18 protein-coding genes and 1 pseudogene are annotated in these 20980 nt (G+C 63.0%); 9 read left to right on the top strand and 10 right to left on the bottom strand.

Features of this window, described 5'->3' with window-relative positions; genetic code table 11:
- The first annotated feature begins 1 nt into the window (after position 1).
- Positions 2-2488, top strand: coding sequence for a hypothetical protein (locus E4P32_RS22815; protein WP_233526749.1), 2487 nt, complete (start codon positions 2-4; stop codon positions 2486-2488).
- Between the two features lie 147 nt (positions 2489-2635).
- Entirely contained in the window at positions 2636-3307 is a 672-nt protein-coding gene (locus E4P32_RS22810) for a DUF1120 domain-containing protein (RefSeq protein WP_116436196.1), read from the top strand.
- 89 nt (positions 3308-3396) lie between these two features.
- On the opposite strand, the pseudogene E4P32_RS22805 reads toward E4P32_RS22810, so the two are convergent.
- Positions 3397-4143 (bottom strand): annotated as a pseudogene (locus tag E4P32_RS22805) (YoaK family protein); the annotation flags it as partial.
- Positions 4144-4315: 172 nt separating this feature from the next.
- Positions 4316-5209: a LysR family transcriptional regulator gene (locus E4P32_RS22800; RefSeq protein WP_116436194.1), complete on the bottom strand. Its 894-nt coding sequence runs from the start codon at positions 5207-5209 to the stop codon at positions 4316-4318.
- A gap of 132 nt (positions 5210-5341) precedes the next feature.
- Between E4P32_RS22800 and E4P32_RS22795 the strand changes: the two genes are divergently transcribed.
- Positions 5342-6016 (top strand): glutathione S-transferase family protein, encoded by a 675-nt coding sequence (locus E4P32_RS22795; protein WP_116436193.1) that lies wholly within the window; start codon positions 5342-5344, stop codon positions 6014-6016.
- Here E4P32_RS22795 and E4P32_RS22790 read toward each other — a convergent pair.
- Positions 6009-6899, bottom strand: coding sequence for a LysR family transcriptional regulator (locus E4P32_RS22790; protein WP_116436192.1), 891 nt, complete (start codon positions 6897-6899; stop codon positions 6009-6011). The genes E4P32_RS22795 and E4P32_RS22790 overlap by 8 nt on opposite strands.
- A gap of 263 nt (positions 6900-7162) precedes the next feature.
- Between E4P32_RS22790 and E4P32_RS22785 the strand changes: the two genes are divergently transcribed.
- Both E4P32_RS22785 and E4P32_RS22780 read left to right on the top strand, forming a co-directional pair.
- The gene (locus tag E4P32_RS22785; protein ID WP_116436378.1) at positions 7163-8284 is read left to right on the top strand and encodes an MFS transporter; all 1122 of its coding nucleotides are present in this window, start codon (positions 7163-7165) and stop codon (positions 8282-8284) included.
- Between the two features lie 101 nt (positions 8285-8385).
- A complete protein-coding gene (locus E4P32_RS22780; RefSeq protein WP_116436191.1) occupies positions 8386-9285 on the top strand; it encodes a polysaccharide deacetylase family protein in 900 nt (299 codons plus the stop codon).
- 109 nt (positions 9286-9394) lie between these two features.
- Here E4P32_RS22780 and lipA read toward each other — a convergent pair whose 3' ends face one another.
- The 3 genes from lipA to E4P32_RS22765 all read right to left on the bottom strand — a co-directional run bounded on the left by lipA (position 9395) and on the right by E4P32_RS22765 (position 11506).
- Positions 9395-10366, bottom strand: coding sequence for a lipoyl synthase (gene lipA / locus E4P32_RS22775; RefSeq protein WP_116436190.1), 972 nt, complete (start codon positions 10364-10366; stop codon positions 9395-9397).
- Between the two features lie 22 nt (positions 10367-10388).
- Positions 10389-11063 (bottom strand): lipoyl(octanoyl) transferase LipB, encoded by a 675-nt coding sequence (gene lipB / locus E4P32_RS22770; protein WP_116436189.1) that lies wholly within the window; start codon positions 11061-11063, stop codon positions 10389-10391.
- A gap of 98 nt (positions 11064-11161) precedes the next feature.
- Positions 11162-11506: a DUF2917 domain-containing protein gene (locus tag E4P32_RS22765; RefSeq protein WP_116436377.1), complete on the bottom strand. Its 345-nt coding sequence runs from the start codon at positions 11504-11506 to the stop codon at positions 11162-11164.
- A gap of 159 nt (positions 11507-11665) precedes the next feature.
- Here E4P32_RS22765 and gcvA point away from each other — a divergent pair, with 159 nt between their 5' ends.
- Together gcvA and E4P32_RS22755 are read left to right on the top strand one after the other, a co-directional pair.
- Complete coding sequence (gene gcvA, locus E4P32_RS22760) at positions 11666-12586, top strand: transcriptional regulator GcvA (protein ID WP_116436188.1); 921 nt, start codon at positions 11666-11668, stop codon at positions 12584-12586.
- A 312-nt stretch (positions 12587-12898) separates the two neighbouring features.
- A complete protein-coding gene (locus E4P32_RS22755) occupies positions 12899-14440 on the top strand; it encodes a methyl-accepting chemotaxis protein (protein WP_116436187.1) in 1542 nt (513 codons plus the stop codon).
- A gap of 120 nt (positions 14441-14560) precedes the next feature.
- Here E4P32_RS22755 and E4P32_RS22750 read toward each other — a convergent pair whose 3' ends face one another.
- The 3 genes from E4P32_RS22750 to E4P32_RS22740 all read right to left on the bottom strand — a co-directional run bounded on the left by E4P32_RS22750 (position 14561) and on the right by E4P32_RS22740 (position 16621).
- Positions 14561-14836: a DUF493 family protein gene (locus E4P32_RS22750; protein WP_116436186.1), complete on the bottom strand. Its 276-nt coding sequence runs from the start codon at positions 14834-14836 to the stop codon at positions 14561-14563.
- A gap of 167 nt (positions 14837-15003) precedes the next feature.
- On the bottom strand, positions 15004-15855 hold the full coding sequence (locus E4P32_RS22745; protein WP_116436185.1) for a D-amino acid aminotransferase: 852 nt from the start codon (positions 15853-15855) through the stop codon (positions 15004-15006).
- Between the two features lie 124 nt (positions 15856-15979).
- Entirely contained in the window at positions 15980-16621 is a 642-nt protein-coding gene (locus tag E4P32_RS22740; RefSeq protein ID WP_116436184.1) for a TetR/AcrR family transcriptional regulator, read from the bottom strand.
- Between the two features lie 97 nt (positions 16622-16718).
- Here E4P32_RS22740 and E4P32_RS22735 point away from each other — a divergent pair, with 97 nt between their 5' ends.
- Both E4P32_RS22735 and E4P32_RS22730 read left to right on the top strand, forming a co-directional pair.
- A complete protein-coding gene (locus E4P32_RS22735; protein ID WP_116436183.1) occupies positions 16719-17459 on the top strand; it encodes a 3-oxoacyl-ACP reductase family protein in 741 nt (246 codons plus the stop codon).
- A 9-nt stretch (positions 17460-17468) separates the two neighbouring features.
- Positions 17469-19028, top strand: a complete 1560-nt coding sequence (locus tag E4P32_RS22730) for an MFS transporter (RefSeq protein WP_116436182.1) — start codon at positions 17469-17471, stop codon at positions 19026-19028.
- On the opposite strand, the gene E4P32_RS22725 is transcribed toward E4P32_RS22730, so the two are convergent.
- Complete coding sequence (locus E4P32_RS22725; protein WP_116436181.1) at positions 19000-20763, bottom strand: ABC transporter ATP-binding protein/permease; 1764 nt, start codon at positions 20761-20763, stop codon at positions 19000-19002. The genes E4P32_RS22730 and E4P32_RS22725 overlap by 29 nt on opposite strands.
- Between the last annotated feature and the right edge of the window lie 217 nt (positions 20764-20980).

Here is a 20980-nt window from a genome sequence, read left to right as displayed (position 1 = left end):
CATGCATATCAAGCATCTGCGCATCGCGGTCGCCCTGGCGATCCCTTTCAGCGCCGCCGTGGTGATTGCCTGCGGCCCCGACTTCCCGCTGCAGGTGCTCGACGATCGCGCCGGCACACTGAAGGCGACGCCGGCCAATTCCTTCGCCTACGAAGCTGCGCATCTGGTGAAACCCGGCGACGCATTGCTGGCCAATGAAAGCGACAGCGCGCCGGATCCGTCCGGCAAACCTGACGCCGCCGATGCCGCCTTCATGACCCCGGCACAGCTGGCCCAGCTCAAGGCCGTGCGCGCGCTCAAGGACGGCGACGCCGCGTACGCGCAAGGCACGGACTTGCCGCCGGCGGTGCGACTGTATGCGGCCGGCGCGGTGGATTATCTTGCGACAGGCGACACCGGACTGCGCGCACAAAAACGCTTCCAGGCCGTGCTCGACCTGCCCAAGGCCGACGGTGACAAACGCGCCGTGTCGGCTGCCTACATGCTCGGACAAAGCCATGCCGGCGCCATGACAGCCGCCGGCAACAAGCCCGCCGCAGAACGCGCCGACGCCATCCGCTCCTATGCACTGGCGCGCTCGCGCGCTGCGGCGGGCGCCGCCGATCCCCACGGCCTGGCAGTGGCCAGCTACGGCGAACAGGCGCGCCTGTTCCTCGTCAATGGCGCGATCAACGGCTCGACCCTGTGCGGCTATCTCGATTTCGTCAACGCCATGCCTTGCGCCGACGAGGTCTCCGCCGCCGACCTCAAGCAAGCCGTTCGCCTGTACGCCGAACAGGCCGCGCGCAATTCCAACAGCGGCGTACAGTCGCTGCGCATCCTTGCGGAATGGGCGCTGAGCGACGCCGAGCGGGCGCAGAAGCTGATCGACGATCCGGTCGCGCAACGTCTGCTGGTCAGCTATGCGCTGGCGCGCGTGGGCGACATGAGCGGCGCCGACGCCAGCCGGCCGGCCGAATACGATACCTGGGGCGGCGGTTACGGTTACGCCGATGCCGGCAGAGGCGGCAAGGACGTCAAGGTCAATCCGGTGCTGCCGTCGCTGGTTGCAGCATTGCAGAAACGCGGCATCGCCAACATTGCCGACGCCGACCGCGTGGCGGCGCTGGCCTATCGCAGCGGCTTGTATGACCTGGCGCAGACGCTGGCGGACAAGCAGCGCAGCGCATTGGCCAGCTGGGTGCGCGCCAAGCTGGCCTTGCGCAAGGGCGATGTGGCGGCTGCGGCGCAAGCCTATGCCGAGGCTTCCAAGGCCTTCCCGCAAAATGACGCCAGCGTCGAGCCTGCCTCGCTCGGCCTGATCAAGGCCGAGCAAAGCGTGCTGTCGCTGTCGCGCGGACAATATGTCGAAGCCTTCGACCAGCTGTACAACGTCACCAAGGCCAGCCAGTCGCGCGGCAAGGATGACAGTCTCAGCCATCCGCTCTACAGCGATTACAGCGGCGACACCTGGTACCTGGCCGAACGCGTGCTGACGGTCGATGAACTCAAGACCTATGTCGATGCGCATGTCCCGGCCACACCGGTGCCGCCACCGCCGCCAGTCCTCCCGACGACACCCGACCAGCCCTATTACGACTGGCTGGGCGCGCATCCGGCACAACAGTCCGACTACCTGCGCCGCTTGCTGGCGCGCCGCCTGGTGCGCGAGGGACGCGTCAGCGATGCGCTGCCCTACTTCCCCGACGACCAGGATTGGCGCTACGTCGATATCGACGAAAATTACTACACCGACGGCAAGCGCACGCTGGCCTCCTGGCGCTATCGCTCCACGGCCAAGGAATACGGCGACGCGCTCGATGACGCCAAACATGCATGGCGCGCGGTGACGCGCGCTGAAGCCTGGTACAAGGCCGCCACGCTGGCGCGCCGGCGCGGCATGGACATCATGGGATACGAAGAAGCGCCCGACTACACCGGCCTCGGCGGCATGCTGGCGTTCGGCATGGGGCGCATGGAAGTCCAGAAATATCCGCACGGCGACACCAGCAAGGCGCCGCTCGTCACCACCCCCGAACAACGCGCCGCCGCCGACCTGCCCGGCCCCTTCGTCACCGAGGACGAACGCAAGCGCTATGCCGCCAGCGAGAGCAAACCCAACCAGCGCTATCACTACCGCAACATCGCCGTCGACTACATCATGAAGTCGGCCGACGAACTGCCGGCGCGCTCGCAGGCTTTCGCCGCGGTGCTGTGCCAGGGCACCGGCTTCGTCTACTACGATGCGGCGCTGGCCCCCGTGCCGTACCGCCGCTACGTGAAGCAAGGCGCGGCCGTGCCGTTCTCGGCGGACTTCGGCCAGAACTGCGCGGAGCCGGACTTTAAGGCGGCGGGACGCTTCCCGTATGTGCAGGCGTGGAAGAAGACACGCCATTGGTTGGCGACGCATCGCAGCGCGGCCATCCTCGCTGCAGCACTGGCGCTGATTGCGGTAGCGGCCGTTGCCGCCGGGCTGGTGCGGCGCCGGCGGCGTGTTGCCAAGCCTTAGTTATTGCATTTTTTACAACTTGATTTTTGAGAGTTTTCTCATATAAATCCGATCCTTAAATCGTCAGAATGGCTTCACTGCTTAAGCAAACAGAAGGCGCTGAAGCAAAACGAATTCAACCCATTCTGACTTTTTGAGGAAACGATCATGAACAAGCAAATCACTCTCTTCTCCGCCCTGACAGCTTCCCTGCTGGTGTCTTTCGCTGCGCAAGCCGCCGACACCGCCGAACTGAAGGTCAAAGGCGTGATTCGTCCTTCGGCCTGTACCCCGGCCTTCACCGGCACCAACGTGGTCGACTACGGCACCATCTCCGGCGCGGGCCTGAAAAAGACAGCTGCCAATGTACTGCCTGAAAAGACCATCGCCTTCACCGTCACTTGCGACGCAGCAACCAAAGTTGCCGTCCGCGCCATCGACAACAAGGCCTCGACTGTGGTCACCGGCCTGATGACCGCGATCAACTCGAACCTGAGCGACAAGAATGCCTACGGTCTGGGCGCAGCAGGCGGCAAGAACATCGGCGCCTACAGCGTGCGCTCCATCATCGGCTCCTTCACAGCCGACGGCGCGACACCTGACATCGTCGCCGATGCCGCCAACAATGGCACCTGGGCCAAGTCGGCTTTCGGTCGCTTCCATGGTGACGGCACCAATCGCCAGGCGTTCGCCACCACCGGCTCGACCACACCGGGTTCGTACAAGACCATGTCCGGCAACCTCGGTGTGACCGCCGTGCTGGACAAGGGCGACAACCTGCCGCTGACGCAGAACATCGACCTCGACGGCTCCGCCACAATCGAAGTGCAGTATCTGTAATTGAATTGACTTGAGGAGGCGCCGTGGTTGGCGCAAAGCCTGTCTCTGCCCGCACGGAGACAGGCTTTTTCTATGGCGCTCCGTTATGGTTGCCGGCGCAGCGCGCGCCGCACGTCATCCAGCACCGGCACCAGTGCGACAAAGACCAACAGCGCGGCGAGCGGCAGCGTGAATACGAAGCCGATGTGCTTGAAGCCGAGCGCACCGATCACACCGCCGGCGAAGAACAACCCTACCAGCATGGTCAATGTCCTGAGCTTGGCGACGTCGGCGCGCACCGGCATGTCGGGATGGCGGCTGCTGTTCCAGTACAGCGCCTTGCCCAGTTCGATGCCGATGTCGGTGACCATGCCGGTGACATGGGTGGTGCGGATTTCAGCGCGCGAGAGCTTGGTGATCATGGCGTTCTGCAAGCCCATGATGAAGCACAGCAGCAGCACCGTGACCGGCACGAACAGCCATTCGATGCCGGAGATGTTGCCGCCCAGCAGGCCGAAGCACAACAACAACAGCGCTTCGGCGATCAGCGGCATGGCGTATTCCGCTTCGAGGCGACGCTTGCGCGCCCAGTTGATCAGCACTGCCGAACAGGCTGCGCCGGCGATGAAAGACGACATGCTGGCCGCACCCGCCAACAGCAGCCCGATCGCGCCGATGGCCACGTCCTCGGCCATCATCGACAGGATGCCGGACATATGCGAGGTGAATTGCCCGACCACCAGAAAACCGCCGGCATTGATCGCGCCCGCAATCGCCGACAGTACAAAGGCCAAATGTCGGTTGGCCTTCAGGGTGCGATTTTTTCCGGCGAGACTGCGCAGATAGGAGACGGGCATAGCGGCTTTCCGATGCGGTGAGTGAGAGAGTAAGCACCTTGCCCGATGAGTATAGATCAAGCCTCGACGAAAAAAAGCCGCCTCTTGGGCGGCCGATGCATCGCTGGTTCCGTTGCCGTTGCCGCAGACGCTGGGCGACCTGAGCGACGCGCGCGAATTGGATCCACGAAATTCACGCCAGCGCGACCTGCTCCGCCAGGTGATTGAACACCGCCGACACACGCCGCAGATGGCGTGATTCGGTATGGGTGAGCAGCCACAGCTCGGTCTGGCATTCATCGATCGTCTCAGTCAGCTGAACCAGGTCGTTGCGGCGCTCCGCCAGGAACACCGGCAGCAGACCGATGCCGAGTCCCTGCGCCGTCAGTTCCGCCACCGTGAGAATGCTGTTGACGCTATAAGCCGGCGCCACCCTGGGGAAATGCTTCTTGCGCCAGATCACCGAAGGGTGTTCCGGCAGCGCATCATCGGGCGCGATCCAACTGCCTGCAGCAATGCCGGCGTCAACATCCTTGATCCCGCTTTTCTTCCCCGCATACAGCGCCATGCGGATCGGTCCCACATGCTTGCCGACCAGGTGCTGTGGCGGTCGCCGCGTGGCGCGTACGGCGATGTCGGTGTCACGCCGCGTCAGGCTGGCCAGTTCATTGCCGGCATACAGGTCGTAAGTCAGCAGCGGATGGCTGGCGCGCAGCAGCTTCAACGCCGGCGCCACCAGGCCGTGCAGCACGGTGTCGGTGGTGCTGATGCGTACGACGCCGGACACCTGGTCGGGCTGCAACTGCACCACGGAGCGTGCGGCCTCCAGTTGTGCTTCCATCTGTTCCGCATGCACCGCCAGTTCCTGCGCCAGTTCGGAGGGTTGGTAGCCGCTGCGCGAGCGTTCGAACAGACGAATACCGAGCCCCTTCTCCATGCGCTGCACCGCGCGAAACACCGTCGACGCATCCACGCCCAGCCGTTCTCCGGCTGCCGCCAGTGTCTGCGTGCGCACCAGCGCAAGCACGGTTTCGAGATCCGGCTGACTGATTTTGTATGCCGGTTTGTATTGCAACTTTGCATTCATGGTCTGCGCTCCTGCCTATTTTCATTGCATTTCTGTCGCCCTATATTACCCCTGTCTTTTCGTTCATCAGGAGTATTCCATGTCCCGTCATTCGTTCAACATCGTGGTCGCCATCAGCGCGAAGGAAAGACCATGACATCCCGGCTAACGTTGATCAGCCATCACCTGTGTCCCTACGTGCAGCGCGTCGCCATCGTGCTGCAGGAGAAGAGCCTGCCCTTCGAGCGCATCGACATCGACCTGGCCGACAAACCCGACTGGTTTCTGCGGGTGTCGCCGCTGGGCAAGACGCCGGTGTTGCTGGTGGACGGCGAGGCGATTTTCGAATCGGCCGCGATCTGCGAATATCTTGAGGACAGCGTGGCGCCGTCGCTGCATCCGAGCCATGCGTTATCGCGTGCGCGCCACCGTGGCTGGATGGAATTCGGCTCGTCGTTGCTGAACGCCATCGGCGGCTTTTACGCTGCGCCGGATGAGATCGGTTTGCGACATCGTGCTGAAGATATCCGCGACAGATTCCTGCAACTGGAAGCCGTGTTGGGCGACGGCCCGTATTTTGCAGGCGATGAATTCTGCATGGTCGATGCGGTGTTCGGACCGGTGTTCCGCTACTTCGACGTGTTCGACGCCATCGCCGATTTCGGCTTCATGGCGGCGACGCCGAAAGTGTGCGCGTGGCGTGCGGCGTTGCGGGTGCGTCCCTCGGTGCTCGCTGCGGCGCCGTCCAATTACGATGCGGCGCTGCGTGACTTCCTGCTGCGGCGCAGGTCAGCACTGAGCGCGTTGATAAAATCTGAAACTACGTGAACAGATGCGCCGCCATGAAATCCACGAACGCGCGCAACTTGGGCGAGAGATAGGGACTTGATGGCCACAGCATGCGGAAGGTGCCCGAGTGGTGGATGTAGCTGTCGAGCACGCTCACCAGCGTGCCCTTGCGCTCCTGCTCGCGGATGGAGAAATCCGGCAGGCAGGCGATGCCCAGCCCTGCCTCGGCCATGTGGATCAACGGCTCGATGGTGTTGACCACGGCGGTGGTCGGCAAGTCCAGCGTGAGGTCCTTGCGGCCCCGGCCTGCGCGTAAAGGCCATCGCTCCAGTTTGCCGTTGGTGGCGAAACGATGATGCAGGCAGGCGTGCTGCAGCAGATCGGCAGGCGTGTGCGGCACGCCTGCGCGCTTGAGATAGGCCGGCGACGCCGCCAGCCGGAACCTGAACTTGCCCAGCGGTCGCGCCACCAGGCGTGAATCGACCACATCACCGGAACGCACCACGGCGTCGAAACCTTCGGCGATGACGTCGACCAGCCGGTCGGTGAAATCGAGTTCCAGTTCGATCTCCGGATGCGCGCGCATGAAGGCGCTCAGCGCCGGCATCATCAGCATGCCGACGATGGGCATGCTCACGCGCAGCTTGCCGCGCGGCGCGCCCAGGCTGTGGGCGAATTCCTGCTCGGCCGCTTCGACTTCGGTGAAGATGCGGCGGCAGCGTTCGAGGAAAGCCGCGCCTTCCGGCGTCAGCGTCACCGAGCGCGTGGACCGGTGGAACAGTCGCACGCCGAGTCGTTCTTCCAGGCGCGCAATCGACTTGCCGACGGCCGAGGACGACACGCCCAGTTGCTGGCCGGCGCCGGTGAAACTGCGCGCCGCGGCGACCTGGACGAACGCGTTGAGCGAGTTGAGGCTATCCATGGAGCTCCTTTGCGCACAGGGTTGGATTTCGATTGCGGACATATTGATCCAATGTGTTTGGAACTATAGCCCAATTGTCCGCAGTCGCCGAAAGCCTTATCTTGGTTGTTCATGCAATGGCGTTTGCCGTTGCTTCACACCGGACCATCGATATGACTTCTTCAAGCAGCTCCAGCACCACGACTGCGCCAGCCTCTGCGCGGCCTCGCCCGGCAAACCTTGCCGCCGACAAACTCCCGTTGGCCGGCTTGCTGGCGCTGGCCATGGCGGCGTTCATTACCGTCCTCACCGAAGCCATGCCGGCCGGTTTGCTGCCGCAGATGAGCGCCGACCTGCGCGTATCGGAATCCCTGATCGGCCAGCTCGTGACCCTGTATGCGATCGGCTCGATGATCACCGCGATTCCGCTCACGGCAACCACGCAGAGCTGGCGGCGCAAACCCTTGCTGATGACGGCCATCGTCGGCTTCGTGATCGTCAACACGGTCACCGCGGTATCGACCAGCTATCCGCTGACACTGGCGGCGCGCTTCTTCGCCGGCGTGTTCGCCGGCGTGGTGTGGGCGCTGATCGCGGGCTACGCGGCGCGTATGGCGCCGGCGCATCTGCAGGGTCGCGCCATCGCCGTCACGATGGCCGGCATTCCCATCGCACTGTCGCTGGGCATCCCCGCAGCGACCTTTCTGGGCGCAAGCGTGGGCTGGCGTCTGAGCTTCGGCATCATGAGCGCGATGACGCTGATCCTGATCGTCTGGGCCATCGCCAAGGTGCCGGATTTCCCCGGCCAGAAAAGCGACAGCCGCTTGTCGATCGCCGGCGTGTTCATGCTGCCCGGGGTGCGTTCTGTATTGTTCGTGACGCTGGCGTTCGTGCTGGCGCACAACATCCTGTACACCTACATCGCCCCCTTCCTGGCGCCGATCGGCATGGCGGACAAGGTCGGCGCGATCCTGCTGATTTTTGGCGTGAGCGCGCTGGCCTCGATCTGGGTCACCGGCGCACTGATTGATCGCCGGCTGCGCACGCTGGTGCTGGCCAGCATCGTGCTGTTTGCCCTCGCTGCAGCGACACTGGGCGTGTGGGGCCACAACCCGGCGATGGTGTATGCCGGCGTGGCGGCGTGGGGACTGGCGTACGGCGGTGTGCCGACGCTGTTCCAGACGGCGTCGGCCAAGAATGCGGGCGACGCAGCCGACGTCGCACAGGCGATGATCGTGACAGTGTGGAACCTGGCCATTGCCGGCGGCGGGATTGTTGGCGGCGTGCTGCTCGATACCATTGGCGTGGAATCGTTTCCGTGGGCCTTGCTGGTATTGCTGGCGCCGACGCTGGCGGTGGCGTGGCTGGCCAGGCGCAAAGGTTTTCCGGCCGTCGCGTCGCTTTAATCTGGCGGCGCGCGCTCAGGTATAATCGGCCCGCCTCTGTGCGGCTCTTCCGTGGATTTGTCGACACTGCAATACATGACAGTTCATGACAGGTCCGCAGCTTGAAAATCATCTTCTCCACTTTATCGGCAGTCACCCTGGCGCTTGGCCTGAGCGGCTGCATTGCGCCGCCCATCGTGCTGACGCCGCTGACCGAGCAGCGTCTGAACGTGCAGGCGCCGATTCGTTTCCTGCTGACCTTCGACGATGGGCCGAGCGCATCCGGCTTTTACAATCCGACGCTGTCGATTCTTGACGATCTCGCCAACAATCCGCACGTGCCCGGCGTCAAGGCGGTGTTCTTTGTCCAGACCCGCGCCAGCGGCGCAGGCGGCAGCGATCTCGGTCGCGAGATCATGCGGCGCGAGCATGCCGAAGGACATATCCTCGGCTTCCATACCAGCACCCCCGGGCACACCAATCACCGGCATCTGAACCCAAAAGAACTGGAACAATCGCTGACCGACGGCAGCGCCGACATTGCCGCCATCACCGGCGCAGCACCGATTTTTTTGCGTCCGCCGTTCTGGAATTTCGATCAGCGCACCTTCGCCGCCTATCAGCAACACGGCTTTCATGTGCTGATGACCGACGTCAGCCTGAACGACGGCAAGATCTGGGGCTACAACTTCAGCCTGCGCCGCCGCTCGAATATCGTGCGGCAGTTGTCGGAGGTGCGCGAACGCATTGCCGACGGCGAGCTGCCGACCGTGGACGGCGTAATCCCGGTGGAAGTCACGTTCCACGATCTCAACCGCTACACCTCGCGCCATATGCTGGAGTACATGCAGATCCTGCTCGACAGCGCCCAAGAAACCGGCCTGCGGGTGGCCGCCAAGCCGTTCTACGACGACAGCGCGGCATTGCAGCGCGCGGTCATGGCGCGCACGGTCACGGATCGGACCAAGCCGCTGCATCTGCCGCCGCTGTGGGCGTGGATGTGGGATGGGAATTCTCACTGAGCACACTGAGCGCACGCTGAATATGGCGATATGAAGCGCAATAAAAAACGGCCTGGTTCATCGAAGAACCAGGCCGTTTTTTTACGCCGCTGCTACCGGCGAAAACTGCTTACCCAACCAGGCCGTGCGCCTGTTGATCCGCATGGTAGCTGGAGCGCACCATGGCGCCGACGGCGGCGTGCACGAAGCCCATCTTGTAGGCTTCTTCTTCGTACATCTTGAAGGTGTCGGGATGCACGTAGCGGCGCACCGGCAAGTGGTCGCCGCTCGGCATCAGGTATTGGCCGATGGTGAGCATGTCGACATTGTGGGCGCGCATGTCGCGCATGACTTGCAGGACTTCTTCGTCGGTCTCGCCAAGGCCGACCATGATGCCGGACTTGGTCGGGGTGTTCGGGTGCAGGTCCTTGAAGCGCTTCAGCAGGTTCAGCGAGTACTCGTAGTCGGAACCGGGACGCGCTTCCTTGTACAGGCGCGGGGCGGTTTCGAGGTTGTGGTTCATGACGTCCGGCGGCGCCATCTTGAGGATTTCCAGGGCGCGGTCCATGCGGCCGCGGAAGTCCGGGGTCAGGATCTCGATGCGGGTCTCCGGCGACAGTTCGCGCACGCGCTGGATGCAGGCGGCGAAGTGGCCGGCGCCGCCGTCGCGCAGGTCGTCGCGGTCGACGCTGGTGATGACCACGTAGCTCAGCTTGAGCTGGGCGATGGTCTTGGCCAGGTTTTCCGGTTCATTCGGGTCGAGCGGATCGGGACGGCCGTGGCCGACGTCGCAGAACGGGCAACGGCGGGTGCACTTGTCGCCCATGATCATGAAGGTCGCGGTGCCCTTGCCGAAGCATTCACCGATGTTGGGGCAGGACGCTTCTTCGCACACCGTCACCAGGTTGTTGGCGCGCAGGATGTCCTTGATTTCGTAGAAGCGGGTGGTCGGCGAGCCGGCCTTGACGCGAATCCAGTCAGGCTTCTTGAGCTTTTCCGCCGGCATGATCTTGATCGGGATCCAGGCGGTCTTGCCGGCGCCCTTTTGCTTGTCGGTGGGATTGCGCAGCGTCGGCTCGGCGGAAGTGATTTCGGTAGTCATAGTAGTGATTTCTTTGGCTGTCTCAGGCGGACGGCGGTAAGGCAAAATGCGCAACGAGTTGGTCGGCAAGCAGCGTCTGCACGTCGCTCAGCGGCGCGTCGACATTCAGTGTCTGCATGTCGACGGTGGCGAGGCCTTCGTAGCCACAGGGGTTGATCCAGGAAAACGGCGTCAGGTCCATCGCCACGTTGAGCGATACGCCATGATAGGTGCAACCGCTGGCGCGGATTTTCAAGCCCAGCGCGGCAATCTTGGCGCCCTGCCACGGCCCTGCGCTGACGTAGATGCCGGGCGCGCCCTGCTTGCGCTCACCAGCGAGATTATACGCCGCCAGCGTGTCGATCACCGCCTGTTCGATCTTTTGCACGAATTCGCGCGCGAACAGCCGCGCGCCGGGATGGTTGCGGCGCAGGTCCATGAGCAGGTAAATCACCACCTGGCCGGGGCCGTGGTAAGTGACTTCGCCGCCACGGTCGGTCTGGACCACGGGAATGGCATGCGGATTGAGTACGTGGGCGATGTCGGCGCCGAGGCCGAGCGTGAACACCGGCGGGTGTTCGACGATCCAGAGCTGGTCGGGGGAGTCTGCGGTGCGGCTGTCGGTGTACGCGCGCATGGCGTCGAAACTGACCTGGTAGTCTTCAACGCCGCGCCGGATGATCTGCGGCGTCGATGGAGCTTGTGGTGCGGTATGCATATGCCCGCAAGTGTAACGAAAATCGCCGGGTTGCGTCGGATTGCGCCCGGCGCGGCAGCGGCTGGATTGCCGCAAAGAAGAATTGTCACAAAGAAACTTCAGGATTGCCCACAATTTTGCGCCGCCCGGGCCGCTACCGCGCGACGATCGCGCAAGCGCCGGGCCAGCGCACGCATTCCATCGGCCAGCCGCATCAGCCAATGGCGGCGGCACAGGCCAACCTGCAGCTTGCTGACGGTGTTAACCGACTCGATCACCACCAGGCCATGGCCCGGAATGTCCAGGCTCTGGCCGCCGGCCAGCCAGTAATCGGTGCGGCCGCCTTCGATCGTGATCCAGACGCGGCCGCTGCCGACCTGCAGGCACACCGGGCGCGTCACCTGCAGCGACATGACGTCGCCGGCTTGCAGCCGGATGTTCCTCTTAGTGAATATATTTTGCATGATGACCTCTCTCGGTTGTGCCGGGAAAAGCTTGAGCAACATGCTCATGGTCCCGACTTGATCGCCATGTTGCGCGGTCAGTGAAGACATTTTAGTCAGCGCCACAGGCGAACCAAAACGATATATATTGGCGTGTCTTGCTAGTTTTATTCACATACCATGGCCGACTTCCGTAAATTGCCCAATCTCGCCGCCTTGCGCGCCTTCGAGGCGGCGGCGCGCCATGACAGCTTTTCGCGCGCGGCTGAAGAGATCCACGTCACGCCCGGTGCGATCAGCCACCAGATCCGCGCGCTGGAAGAAGAACTCGGCCTGCCGTTGTTCACTCGCAACGGCAAACGCATCGCCATCACCGAAGCCGGCCAGCGTTTCGCCGCCTCCATCCGCCATGCCCTGACCGAAATCGCCACCGCCGCCGAGATGCTGCAGCAACAGGGCCACCAGCAAAGGCTGGTGGTATCGTCGCCGCCCTCGTTTGCATCGCGCTGGCTGGCGCCGCGGCTGTGGAAGTTCATCGACCGCTATCCGGACATCGAAGTGATCCTGCAATCGAGCAGCCATCTGAACGACCTCGCGCGCGACGGCATCGACGTCGGCGTGCGCTTCGGCCTGGGCAATTATCCCGGCCTGAAGTCGGAACTGATGATGGAGGATTTCTATTACCCGGTGGCCAGCCCCAACTATCGCCAGGGCCGCCTGCCCTCGTCGCCGCAGCAACTGCGCGACTGCGTGCTGTTGCGCATGGACGGCCTGCAGGAATCCTGGTTGCCGTGGTTCAAACTGGCCGGGCTGGACCTGCCCGACCCGGCTGGCGGGCTGGTGACGCAGGACTCCTCGCTGACCTTGCGCGCGGCGGTCGACGGCGCCGGCGTGGCGTTGACGCGGCATGCCATTGCCTCCCAGGAAATCGCCGCCGGCGAGCTGGTGCGCCTGTTCGACATTGCTTGGAAAAGCGAGCGCGCCTACTATTTTGTGTGCCATGCGGAAACACTGGGCAAGCCGCAGGTGGTGCATTTCCGCGCCTGGCTGCAGGAAGAAATCGCGCTGTTCAAAGCGAGCGCGCGCTGGCCCGGTCGCTAACGCGTAAATACCCCCCGAAAACCTCTCTGTTCGACTGCTTGGAAAACGCCGCATGCCCTATCGTTCAGGTATGGAGCGGCGAACGATATAAAACAATTGCCGACAGGCATCCGCCGACCGCGGCTGCCGATGAAAACCCCCTCCCCCAAATTGCTGCATGGAGTTGCTACCCGCAACGTGTGCGCATCACCCCGCGCAGGCGACGTCTGATCTTGCCTGCACGCTTGAAAATTTCCGCCGGCCTTACAGGCCGGTATCTGCATTCGCTTTGAAATCGCTTTGCCTATTGTCTGTTTCCGCTCGGAGTCTCTTATGAAAAATCTTAAAATCGGCGTACGCCTCGGCATCGGTTTTGTCGTCATCCTCATGCTCATGGTCGTCATGCTGGGCATCAGCGTCTGGCGTCTGCAGCAGATCAATACCGCCGTGGTGTCGATCACCACCGACTCAATCACCAATGAACGCAACGCGGTCGAATGGCTGGCGGTGATCCGCGAGAGCGGCATCCGCACACTCGCCGTGATCAAGACTGAAGATCCCGATGCGCAGCAATACTTCACGGCGCAGATCGCCGCCGAGTCGGCGCGCATCGCACCGATGCGCAAGAAGATCGAAGAGATCAACACGGCGCCTCAGGAAGTCGCACAGCTGGCTGAAATCAACAAGGTGCGCGATACCTACCAGGCGCTGCGCAACGACATCTTCAAGCTCAAGAAGGCCGGCAATCTGGACGAGGCCAAGAAGATGACGACCGAGAAATTCATGCCCTTGTATGCCTCCTACACTGGCGCAGTGGCCAAGTTCCGCGACATGCAGCGCCAGGAGATCAGCACCTCGGCCGAAGCAGTCGCCGACTATTATTCGTCCAGCCGCAACATGCTGATCATCCTCGGCATCGTCGAGCTGGTGCTGGGCGGTGCGCTGGCATGGCTGCTGACGATCAGCATCACGCGTCCGCTCACGCAGGCGGTCAGCATCGCCGAAACAGTGGCGGCGGGCGACCTGAGCTCGGACATCGTGGCCGGCGGCAAGGATGAAACCGGCCAGCTGCTCACCGCGCTCAAGACCATGAACGACAACCTGCTCAATATCGTCAGCCAGGTGCGCGTCGGCACCGACACCATCAGCACGGCGTCAAGCGAAATCGCCAGCGGCAATCTCGACCTGTCGGGCCGCACCGAACAGCAGGCCGGCTCGCTGGAAGAAACCGCGTCGGCGATGGAAGAGCTGACCTCGACCGTGAAGCAGAATGCCGACAATGCACGCCAGGCGAATCAACTCGCGGTGTCTGCATCCGAAGTCGCGATCCAGGGCGGTGCAGTCGTCAGCCAAGTGGTCGACACGATGGGTTCGATCAACGAATCTTCGCGCAAGATCGTCGACATCATCAGCGTGATTGACGGCATCGCATTCCAGACCAACATCCTCGCACTGAATGCGGCAGTGGAAGCTGCGCGCGCCGGTGAACAGGGCCGCGGCTTCGCGGTGGTGGCAAGTGAAGTGCGCAGCCTTGCGCAACGCTCGTCGGCAGCGGCGAAGGAAATCAAGACGCTGATCGACGACTCGGTGTCCAAGGTCGATGTCGGCAGCAAGCTGGTGCAGCAGGCCGGAGAAACCATGAACGAGGTGGTCGCCAGCGTCAAGCGCGTGACCGACATCGTCGGAGAAATCAGCTCGGCCAGCCAGGAACAGAGCGCCGGCATCAACCAGGTCGGTCAGGCCATCACGCAGATGGACGAGACCACGCAACAGAACGCGGCGCTGGTGGAGCAAGCGGCGGCGGCGGCGCAATCACTGCAGGATCAGGCCGGACGCCTGGCGCAGGTGGTCAGCGTGTTCAAGCTGAATCGCTAGCGCGCGGCGGCATTCCGCCCGACCTTCTGCCACAAACAAAAACCGGTTCGCCTCTTGCGAGGTCGAACCGGTTTTTTTACGTCCGTTTTTAACGCCCGGTGCAGGGCGAAAAGTTCTGGCTTACAGCACGAACTTGACCATCTCATGCGACGACAGCGCACGATACAGATTGTCGAGTTGCTCACGGCTGGTGGCGCGCACGGTGACCGTCAGCGACAGGTATTTACCTTGTGTGGAAGGCCGTGTTTCGACCTTGCCGACGTGGAAGGTCGGATCATGTTCGATCACCATGTTGACGATCATGTCGGTGAGTTCGTCGTGCATGACGCCGACGACTTTGATGGGAAAATCGCTGGGATATTCAATCAGCGATTGTTCCGGCGGGATCTCGGGCATGGCTGGAATGGCGGCAGCAGCGGCGGGATCAACAGGGTCGTTAGGTAATGACATGGCAGTGTTTTGAAGACTTCTGTGGCGATCTGCGTATTTTACGCCACTCGCCGCCCGCCTGCGCATGTCTTGCCGCGTGACAAGACATGCGTTTGCTCAGGAGCAGCTCACGTTCAGAGCGCCGCCTTGGCCGCCTGGTAGGCCGCGTACAGCTTGGCGAACACCGGGCCCGGCTTGCCGTCGCCGACGCGCTGGTCATCGATGCTCACCACCGGCAGCACTTCCTTGGTGGCCGACGACAGCAGTACTTCATCGGCGCCGAAGACTTCTTCGCGCGTGATGCGGCGCGCTTCGAACACGATGCCCTGCGACTTGCACAGCTCTTCGATGAGGCCGTAGCGGATGCCTTCGAGGATCAGGTTGTCCTTGGGCGGCGCGGACAGCTTGCCGTCCTTGACGATCCAGACGTTGGACGACGAGGCTTCGCTGAGGAACTCGTCGCGGAACTGGATCGCTTCGGTGACTTCGTGCTCGGCCGCATATTGCGCCGCCAGCACATTGCCCAGCAGCGAAGTGGACTTGATCTGGCAATTGAGCCAGCGCTTGTCTTCCAGCGTGACGCAGGCCACACCCTTGGCGCGCACCTCGGCCGACGGCACTGCCAGCGGGCTGGTCATCATGAACACCGTCGGCGTGACCGGATCCTTGGGAAACGCGTGGCCGCGCTTGGCGACGCCGCGCGTGACCTGAATGTAGACGATCTGATCGTTGAGATCGTTGGCCTGCACCACGCGGTCGATCAACGCCAGCCATTCGGTTTCGTTATGCGGATTGGTAATACCGATGGTACCAAGGCTGCGGAACAGGCGCGCGATGTGATGCGTACCGCGGAATGGCTTGCGGCTGTACATCGGGATCACTTCATAGACGCCGTCGCCGAAAATGAAGCCGCGATCCAGCACGGGGATGCGGGCTTCGGAGAGCGGCGTCATGTCGCCGTTGAGATACACGATGGGGTCGTTCATGGCTTGGTCTTGTGATGGAATTCAAATGTTGTAGGGAATGCGTTGTGAGGAATGCGACAGGAACATTCTTGCACACGTGCGCATGCGCCGCTATGCAAAGTAAGCATCGCGCGATGCCCGCACCTCATGAGGCGACAGGCACTCTTGCGCTGCGCTTGCGCGCCGCTGTGGCGGTCACCGGGGGCGCCGGCCATGCCGACATCGCGGCGGTCACGGCGGCCTTCAGCGATTTCTTCGACGTGCCGTCGCGCGCCTGGATCGACATGCCTTGCAGCAGCGTGGCGTAAAAGGTAGCCAGGCCGCGCGTGTCCGCGTCGGCCGGCAGTTCGCCTTCTTGCACCGCACGTTCGAGGCGGCGGCGGATGGCGTCGTTCTTGCCGACGCGGTTTTCCTGCAGGTAGTGATCGACGGTTTCGTTGGCCGCACCGCATTTGGTGGCCGCAGTCACCACCAGGCAACCGCCGGTGGCGCCGAGGCTGACGGCAGCGCCGTTGAGCATCGCCTCGATCGCTTCGCGCGCGCTGGTGTCGGCTTCCAGCGCCTCGGTCGTGAAGCGTCCTTCGTTGGCCTGGTAGTGCTCCACCACTTCGCGGAACAAGGCTTCCTTGCAACCGAAGGCGGCGTACAGGCTGGGCGCGGTGATGCCCATCGCGGCCGTCAGGTCGGCCATCGAGGTTCCTTCGTATCCGTGTTTCCAAAACAGCATCATCGCGCGCCGCAAGACATCGGTGCGATCGAAGCTGCGGGGACGTCCTCGCTCAGCCATTCCCCATCCTTTCCATAGCGATCACTACAAAATTCATTGACAAGCATATTATGCCTGATTCACTATTCTATAACGATCACTATAAAAAGGAACCTCCATGACGCATCTCTCAGGAAAAGTCGCCCTCGTGACCGGCGGCAGCCGCGGCATCGGCGCAGCGATTGCACGCCGCCTGGCGCGCGACGGCGCCGATGTCGCCTTCACCTACGCCAGCGCCGTGGACAAGGCGCTGGCCGTGGCCGAAGACATCCGCAACGGCGGCCGGCGTGCGCTGGCGCTGGTCGCCGATAACCGTGATCCTGCAGCGGTGACCGGTGCGGTGGAACGCACGGCGGCCGAGTTCGGCCGGCTCGACATCCTGGTCAACAATGCCGGCATCTTCATCGCCAAACCGTTCGAGGACTATTCGCTGGAGGACTTCGAACTGAGCAACGCGGTCAACGTGCGCGCGGTGTTCGTCGCCTCGCAGGCGGCGGCGCGCCACATGCAGCAAGGCGGACGCATCATCACCATCGGCAGCAACCTGGCCGAACGCGTGCCGAAGCCCTCCATCACGCTCTACGCGATGAACAAGTCAGCGCTGGTCGGCCTGACCAAGGGCATGGCGCGCGACCTCGGCGCACGCGGCATCACCGCCAACCTGGTGCAGCCGGGCCCGACCGACACCGACATGAATCCTGCCGCCGGTCCCAAGGCGGCCGGCTCGCTGGCGTTCATGGCGCTGCCGCATTACGGCGAAGGCAAGGATATTGCCGGCCTGGTGGCCTTCCTGGCCGGCGATGAAGGTCGCTTCGTCACCGGCGCTGCGCTCACCATCGACGGCGGCTATAACGCCTGAAAATCATCCATGACGACTTCTACCGCTTCCTCCATTTCTGCCTCCGCCTCGCGCGACAAACTGCTGGTGCTGGCCGCCGTCTGCCTGGCCGGCCTGATGCTGCCGTTCAGCTTCACCGGCCCGGCGGTCGCCACGCCTGCCATCGCACAGGCGTTCGGCGGCAGCACGGCCGCGCTGAACTGGGTGGTGAATATTTTCATCCTGAGCTTCGGCAGCTGCGTGATGGCGGCCGGCGCGCTGGCCGACCAGATCGGCCGCAAGAGACTGTTCCGTCTCGGCGTGTTCTGGTTCACCGCGACCTCGCTGCTGATGAGCTTTTCGCCCGACCTGCTCACGCTCAATATCCTGCGCGGCCTGCAGGGTGTGGCGGCCGCGGCCACCATGTCGAGCGGCGCGGCGGCGCTGGCGCAGGAGTTCGACGGCGCGGCGCGCACGCGTGCGTTCAGTCTGCTCGGCACCACCTTCGGCGTCGGCCTGGCGATCGGGCCGCTGTTGTCGGGCATCCTGATCGCCTGGGCAGGCTGGCGCGCCATTTTCGGCATCGATGTCTTTCTCGGCGTGCTGGTGTTGCTGTTCGGCGTACCGCACATGCGCGAGACCCGCAATCCGCATGCCGGCGGCATCGACTGGTGGGGCACGCTGACCTTCACCGGCGCGCTGTTCCTGCTGACCTTCGGCATCGTGCAGGGACCGCAAAGCGGCTGGAGCAGCTGGCCGGTGCTGGCGCTGTTAGGCGGTTTTGCGGCATTGCTCGCGAGTTTCATCGTGGTGGAATTGCGCAGCGCGCATCCGATGCTGGACTTGTCGCTGTTTCGTTTCCCGCGCTTCATCGGCGTGCAGACGCTGCCGCTGGCCACGGCGTTCTGCTACGTGGTGCTGCTGATCTTCCTGCCGATACAACTGGTGGGGATAGAAGGCTATGACGAAGTCAGCGCCGGCGTACTGATGATTCCCTTGTCGGCGCCGATCATGGTGGTGCCCTTGCTCGCCAGCGCCATGGCGCGCAGGATTTCCGCGGGCCTGTTGTCGGGCGCCGGCCTGGCGTTGGCGGTGGCGGGATTGTTATGGCTGAGCGCGATTCCGATCGGCGTGCAAAGCAAGGCCATCGTCTGGCCGTTGCTGCTGATCGGCTTCGGCGCGGGTGTGCCGTGGGGCTTGATGGATGACTTGTCGGTGAGCGTGGTGCCGAAGGAACGCGCAGGCATGGCGACCGGGATTTTCACCACCATGCGCGTGGCCGGCGAAGCGTTGACGATGGCGATTACCGCCGCCGTGGTCAGCGCCTTCGCCCTGTCCGGCCTGCACGCGCGCCTGCCGGCGTCGGCCGGCGTCGACATGCATGAACTGGCCAATCGCATCGCCAGCGGCAATCTCGCGCAGCTGGCGTCAAACGCGGGACTGGAACGCGCCGCGCTGGTGGCGATCTACGGCGATGCTTTCCACGCCACACTGCTGGTGCTGGCCGCGGTGACCGCGGTCGGCGCCATCGTGTCGCTGACTGTGCTGCGCCGTCCGCAACACGCGACGCCGGAAGGTATCGTCAGGACGACTGCAGCGACTGAATGCTGAGACGGCTGACCTTGTCGTCTACAGCATTATTGCGATTGGAAAAATGCCAGCGCTGCTGATGGTAGCGCGCCACGGTTTCTCGATGGGCGATGCTGACGATGGCCGACTGCGGCAGCTCTTCGTGCAGCAGGGAGTACAGCGCTTCTTCGGTCTCGCCGTCCATGGCGCTGCTGGCTTCGTCGAGGAACACGACTTCCGGCCGCGTCAGGAATACGCGCGCAAACGCCAGGCGCTGTTGCTCGCCCGGCGACAGGCGATTGCCCCAGTTGTTGTAGACATCGAGCTGGTCCTTGAGATGCGGCAGGCGGCACAGGTCGAGATAGTGGCAGATCGCCAGGTCGGTATAAGCGCTCTCATCGGCCGGGTACGCCAGCGCCGAACGCAACGTACCGATCGGCAGGTAACTCGCTTGCGGCACGAACATCAATTTGGCTTTGTGCGGAATCTGGATGTCGCCGCTGCCGTACGGCCAGATGCCGGCGATGGCGCGGAACAGCGTCGACTTGCCGCAACCCGAAGGGCCGCTCACCAGGATGCGCTCGCCGGGATGGATTGCACCATTGACGCCGCCAATCAGCGTGCGGCCGTCAGGCAGCGCAAGGTCGAGCTTGTCGAACAGGATGGCGCCGACGTTGTTGCGCTCCACCGAGATGCTGGCGGGCTGCTTCTGCGCCTGCTCCACGGCCAGGTTGAAACCGGCCAGACGGTTGATGCTGGCCTTCCAGTCGGCCAGCGTGGTGAATGCATTGATGAACCACGATAACGCATCCTGCACCTGGCCGAAAGCGCTGCTGAGCTGCATCAGCACGCCCAGCGACATGGCGCCTGAAAAATAGCGCGGCGCCGCCACCAGCATCGGGAAAATGATCGCGAACTGACCATAGAAATTACTGGCGATATTGAGGCTCTTGGTGGTGCGCATGATGTCCCACCAGTTGCGCCGGATGTCTTCGAAGCGCAGGTCGAGCTCGTCGCGTTCGCGTCGCTCGCCGCGATACAGGGCGATGGCTTCGGCATGTTCGCGAATCCGGATCAGGCCGAAACGATAGTTCGCCTCGAAGCGTTCCTGGTTGTAGCTCTGCACCACCAGCGGCTTGCCGATCCACCAGATGATCCACGAGCCGACGCCGGCATAGGCGATGGCGAACCACACCATGTAGCCCGGGATGACCCAGTCGTGCTGCATGAAGGCGAACGACAGCGGCCCGCTGATGGCCCACAGGATGCCGACGAAGGATACCAGCGTCACCAGGCTGGAGATGAAGCCGAGCACCAGGCTGATGGTGTTCGAGGTCAGCGAGCGCAAATCCTCGGCAATACGCTGGTCGGGGTTATCGGCGATGCGGCCCTGCTCCATGCGGTAGTAGGCGTGATGGTCCAGCCACTTCCCCATGTACTTGTCGGTCATCCAGGTGCGCCAGCGGATCTGCAGCGATTGCGTCAGGTAGATGCGCGCCGTGGCGACCACGATGTAGGCAAAGGCCAGGTAACTGAACTGCCACAGCAGGCCCTTGAAGGCGGGGTAGTCCTTGTTCTGCAGGGAATCGTACATGGTGCGATTCCAGTCGGTGAGGAGCACGTTGATGTAGACCATGACCAGCACCAGCGCAATGATCACCGCCATCAGACCCCACGCTTTCCAGCGTTCTTCGGAGATCCAGTATGGTTTGATGAGGCGCCAGACGGCGTGGCGGTCAAAGGGCTGTGCGATGGCTTTTTTCTTGTTGGCTGTCATGAATTTTCCGGAGGAGTTCGATACAGGATCATCCGCGATGATAAGCAATCCGGCGGTTTTCGGCTGCGGAATAAATGCAACCAACTGCAACCACGCGGTCGTCCGAGGCGTTCGTCAGGCTTCAGCAAGCTACCCGCCCTGTTTTGGTGAACGGGTTAGAATCTCTGTTCTTCGCCGCACCGGCGCCCGATTTCTTCTGCGCCATCCTCGCACACGA

This window comes from Herbaspirillum sp. 3R11, assembly GCF_004563925.1.
GTDB lineage: Bacteria > Pseudomonadota > Gammaproteobacteria > Burkholderiales > Burkholderiaceae_D > Herbaspirillum.
This window is presented reverse-complemented; position numbering and strand designations above follow the sequence as displayed.

What these genes read in the sequence shown, in the direction of transcription:
- E4P32_RS22815 (WP_233526749.1), top strand. Translation starts at nt 2, where the DNA reads ATGCATATCAAGCATCTGCGCATCGCGGTCGCCCTGGCGATCCCTTTC.
- E4P32_RS22755 (WP_116436187.1), top strand. Translation starts at nt 12,899, where the DNA reads ATGAAAAATCTTAAAATCGGCGTACGCCTCGGCATCGGTTTTGTCGTC.
- E4P32_RS22790 (WP_116436192.1), bottom strand. Translation starts at nt 6,899, where the DNA reads ATGGATAGCCTCAACTCGCTCAACGCGTTCGTCCAGGTCGCCGCGGCG.
- E4P32_RS22740 (WP_116436184.1), bottom strand. Translation starts at nt 16,621, where the DNA reads ATGGCTGAGCGAGGACGTCCCCGCAGCTTCGATCGCACCGATGTCTTG.
- E4P32_RS22730 (WP_116436182.1), top strand. Translation starts at nt 17,469, where the DNA reads ATGACGACTTCTACCGCTTCCTCCATTTCTGCCTCCGCCTCGCGCGAC.
- E4P32_RS22785 (WP_116436378.1), top strand. Translation starts at nt 7,163, where the DNA reads ATGGCGGCGTTCATTACCGTCCTCACCGAAGCCATGCCGGCCGGTTTG.
- E4P32_RS22810 (WP_116436196.1), top strand. Translation starts at nt 2,636, where the DNA reads ATGAACAAGCAAATCACTCTCTTCTCCGCCCTGACAGCTTCCCTGCTG.
- E4P32_RS22725 (WP_116436181.1), bottom strand. Translation starts at nt 20,763, where the DNA reads ATGACAGCCAACAAGAAAAAAGCCATCGCACAGCCCTTTGACCGCCAC.
- gcvA (WP_116436188.1), top strand. Translation starts at nt 11,666, where the DNA reads ATGGCCGACTTCCGTAAATTGCCCAATCTCGCCGCCTTGCGCGCCTTC.
- E4P32_RS22765 (WP_116436377.1), bottom strand. Translation starts at nt 11,506, where the DNA reads ATGCAAAATATATTCACTAAGAGGAACATCCGGCTGCAAGCCGGCGAC.
- E4P32_RS22745 (WP_116436185.1), bottom strand. Translation starts at nt 15,855, where the DNA reads ATGAACGACCCCATCGTGTATCTCAACGGCGACATGACGCCGCTCTCC.
- E4P32_RS22750 (WP_116436186.1), bottom strand. Translation starts at nt 14,836, where the DNA reads ATGCCCGAGATCCCGCCGGAACAATCGCTGATTGAATATCCCAGCGAT.
- lipA (WP_116436190.1), bottom strand. Translation starts at nt 10,366, where the DNA reads ATGACTACCGAAATCACTTCCGCCGAGCCGACGCTGCGCAATCCCACC.
- lipB (WP_116436189.1), bottom strand. Translation starts at nt 11,063, where the DNA reads ATGCATACCGCACCACAAGCTCCATCGACGCCGCAGATCATCCGGCGC.
- E4P32_RS22800 (WP_116436194.1), bottom strand. Translation starts at nt 5,209, where the DNA reads ATGAATGCAAAGTTGCAATACAAACCGGCATACAAAATCAGTCAGCCG.
- E4P32_RS22795 (WP_116436193.1), top strand. Translation starts at nt 5,342, where the DNA reads ATGACATCCCGGCTAACGTTGATCAGCCATCACCTGTGTCCCTACGTG.
- E4P32_RS22735 (WP_116436183.1), top strand. Translation starts at nt 16,719, where the DNA reads ATGACGCATCTCTCAGGAAAAGTCGCCCTCGTGACCGGCGGCAGCCGC.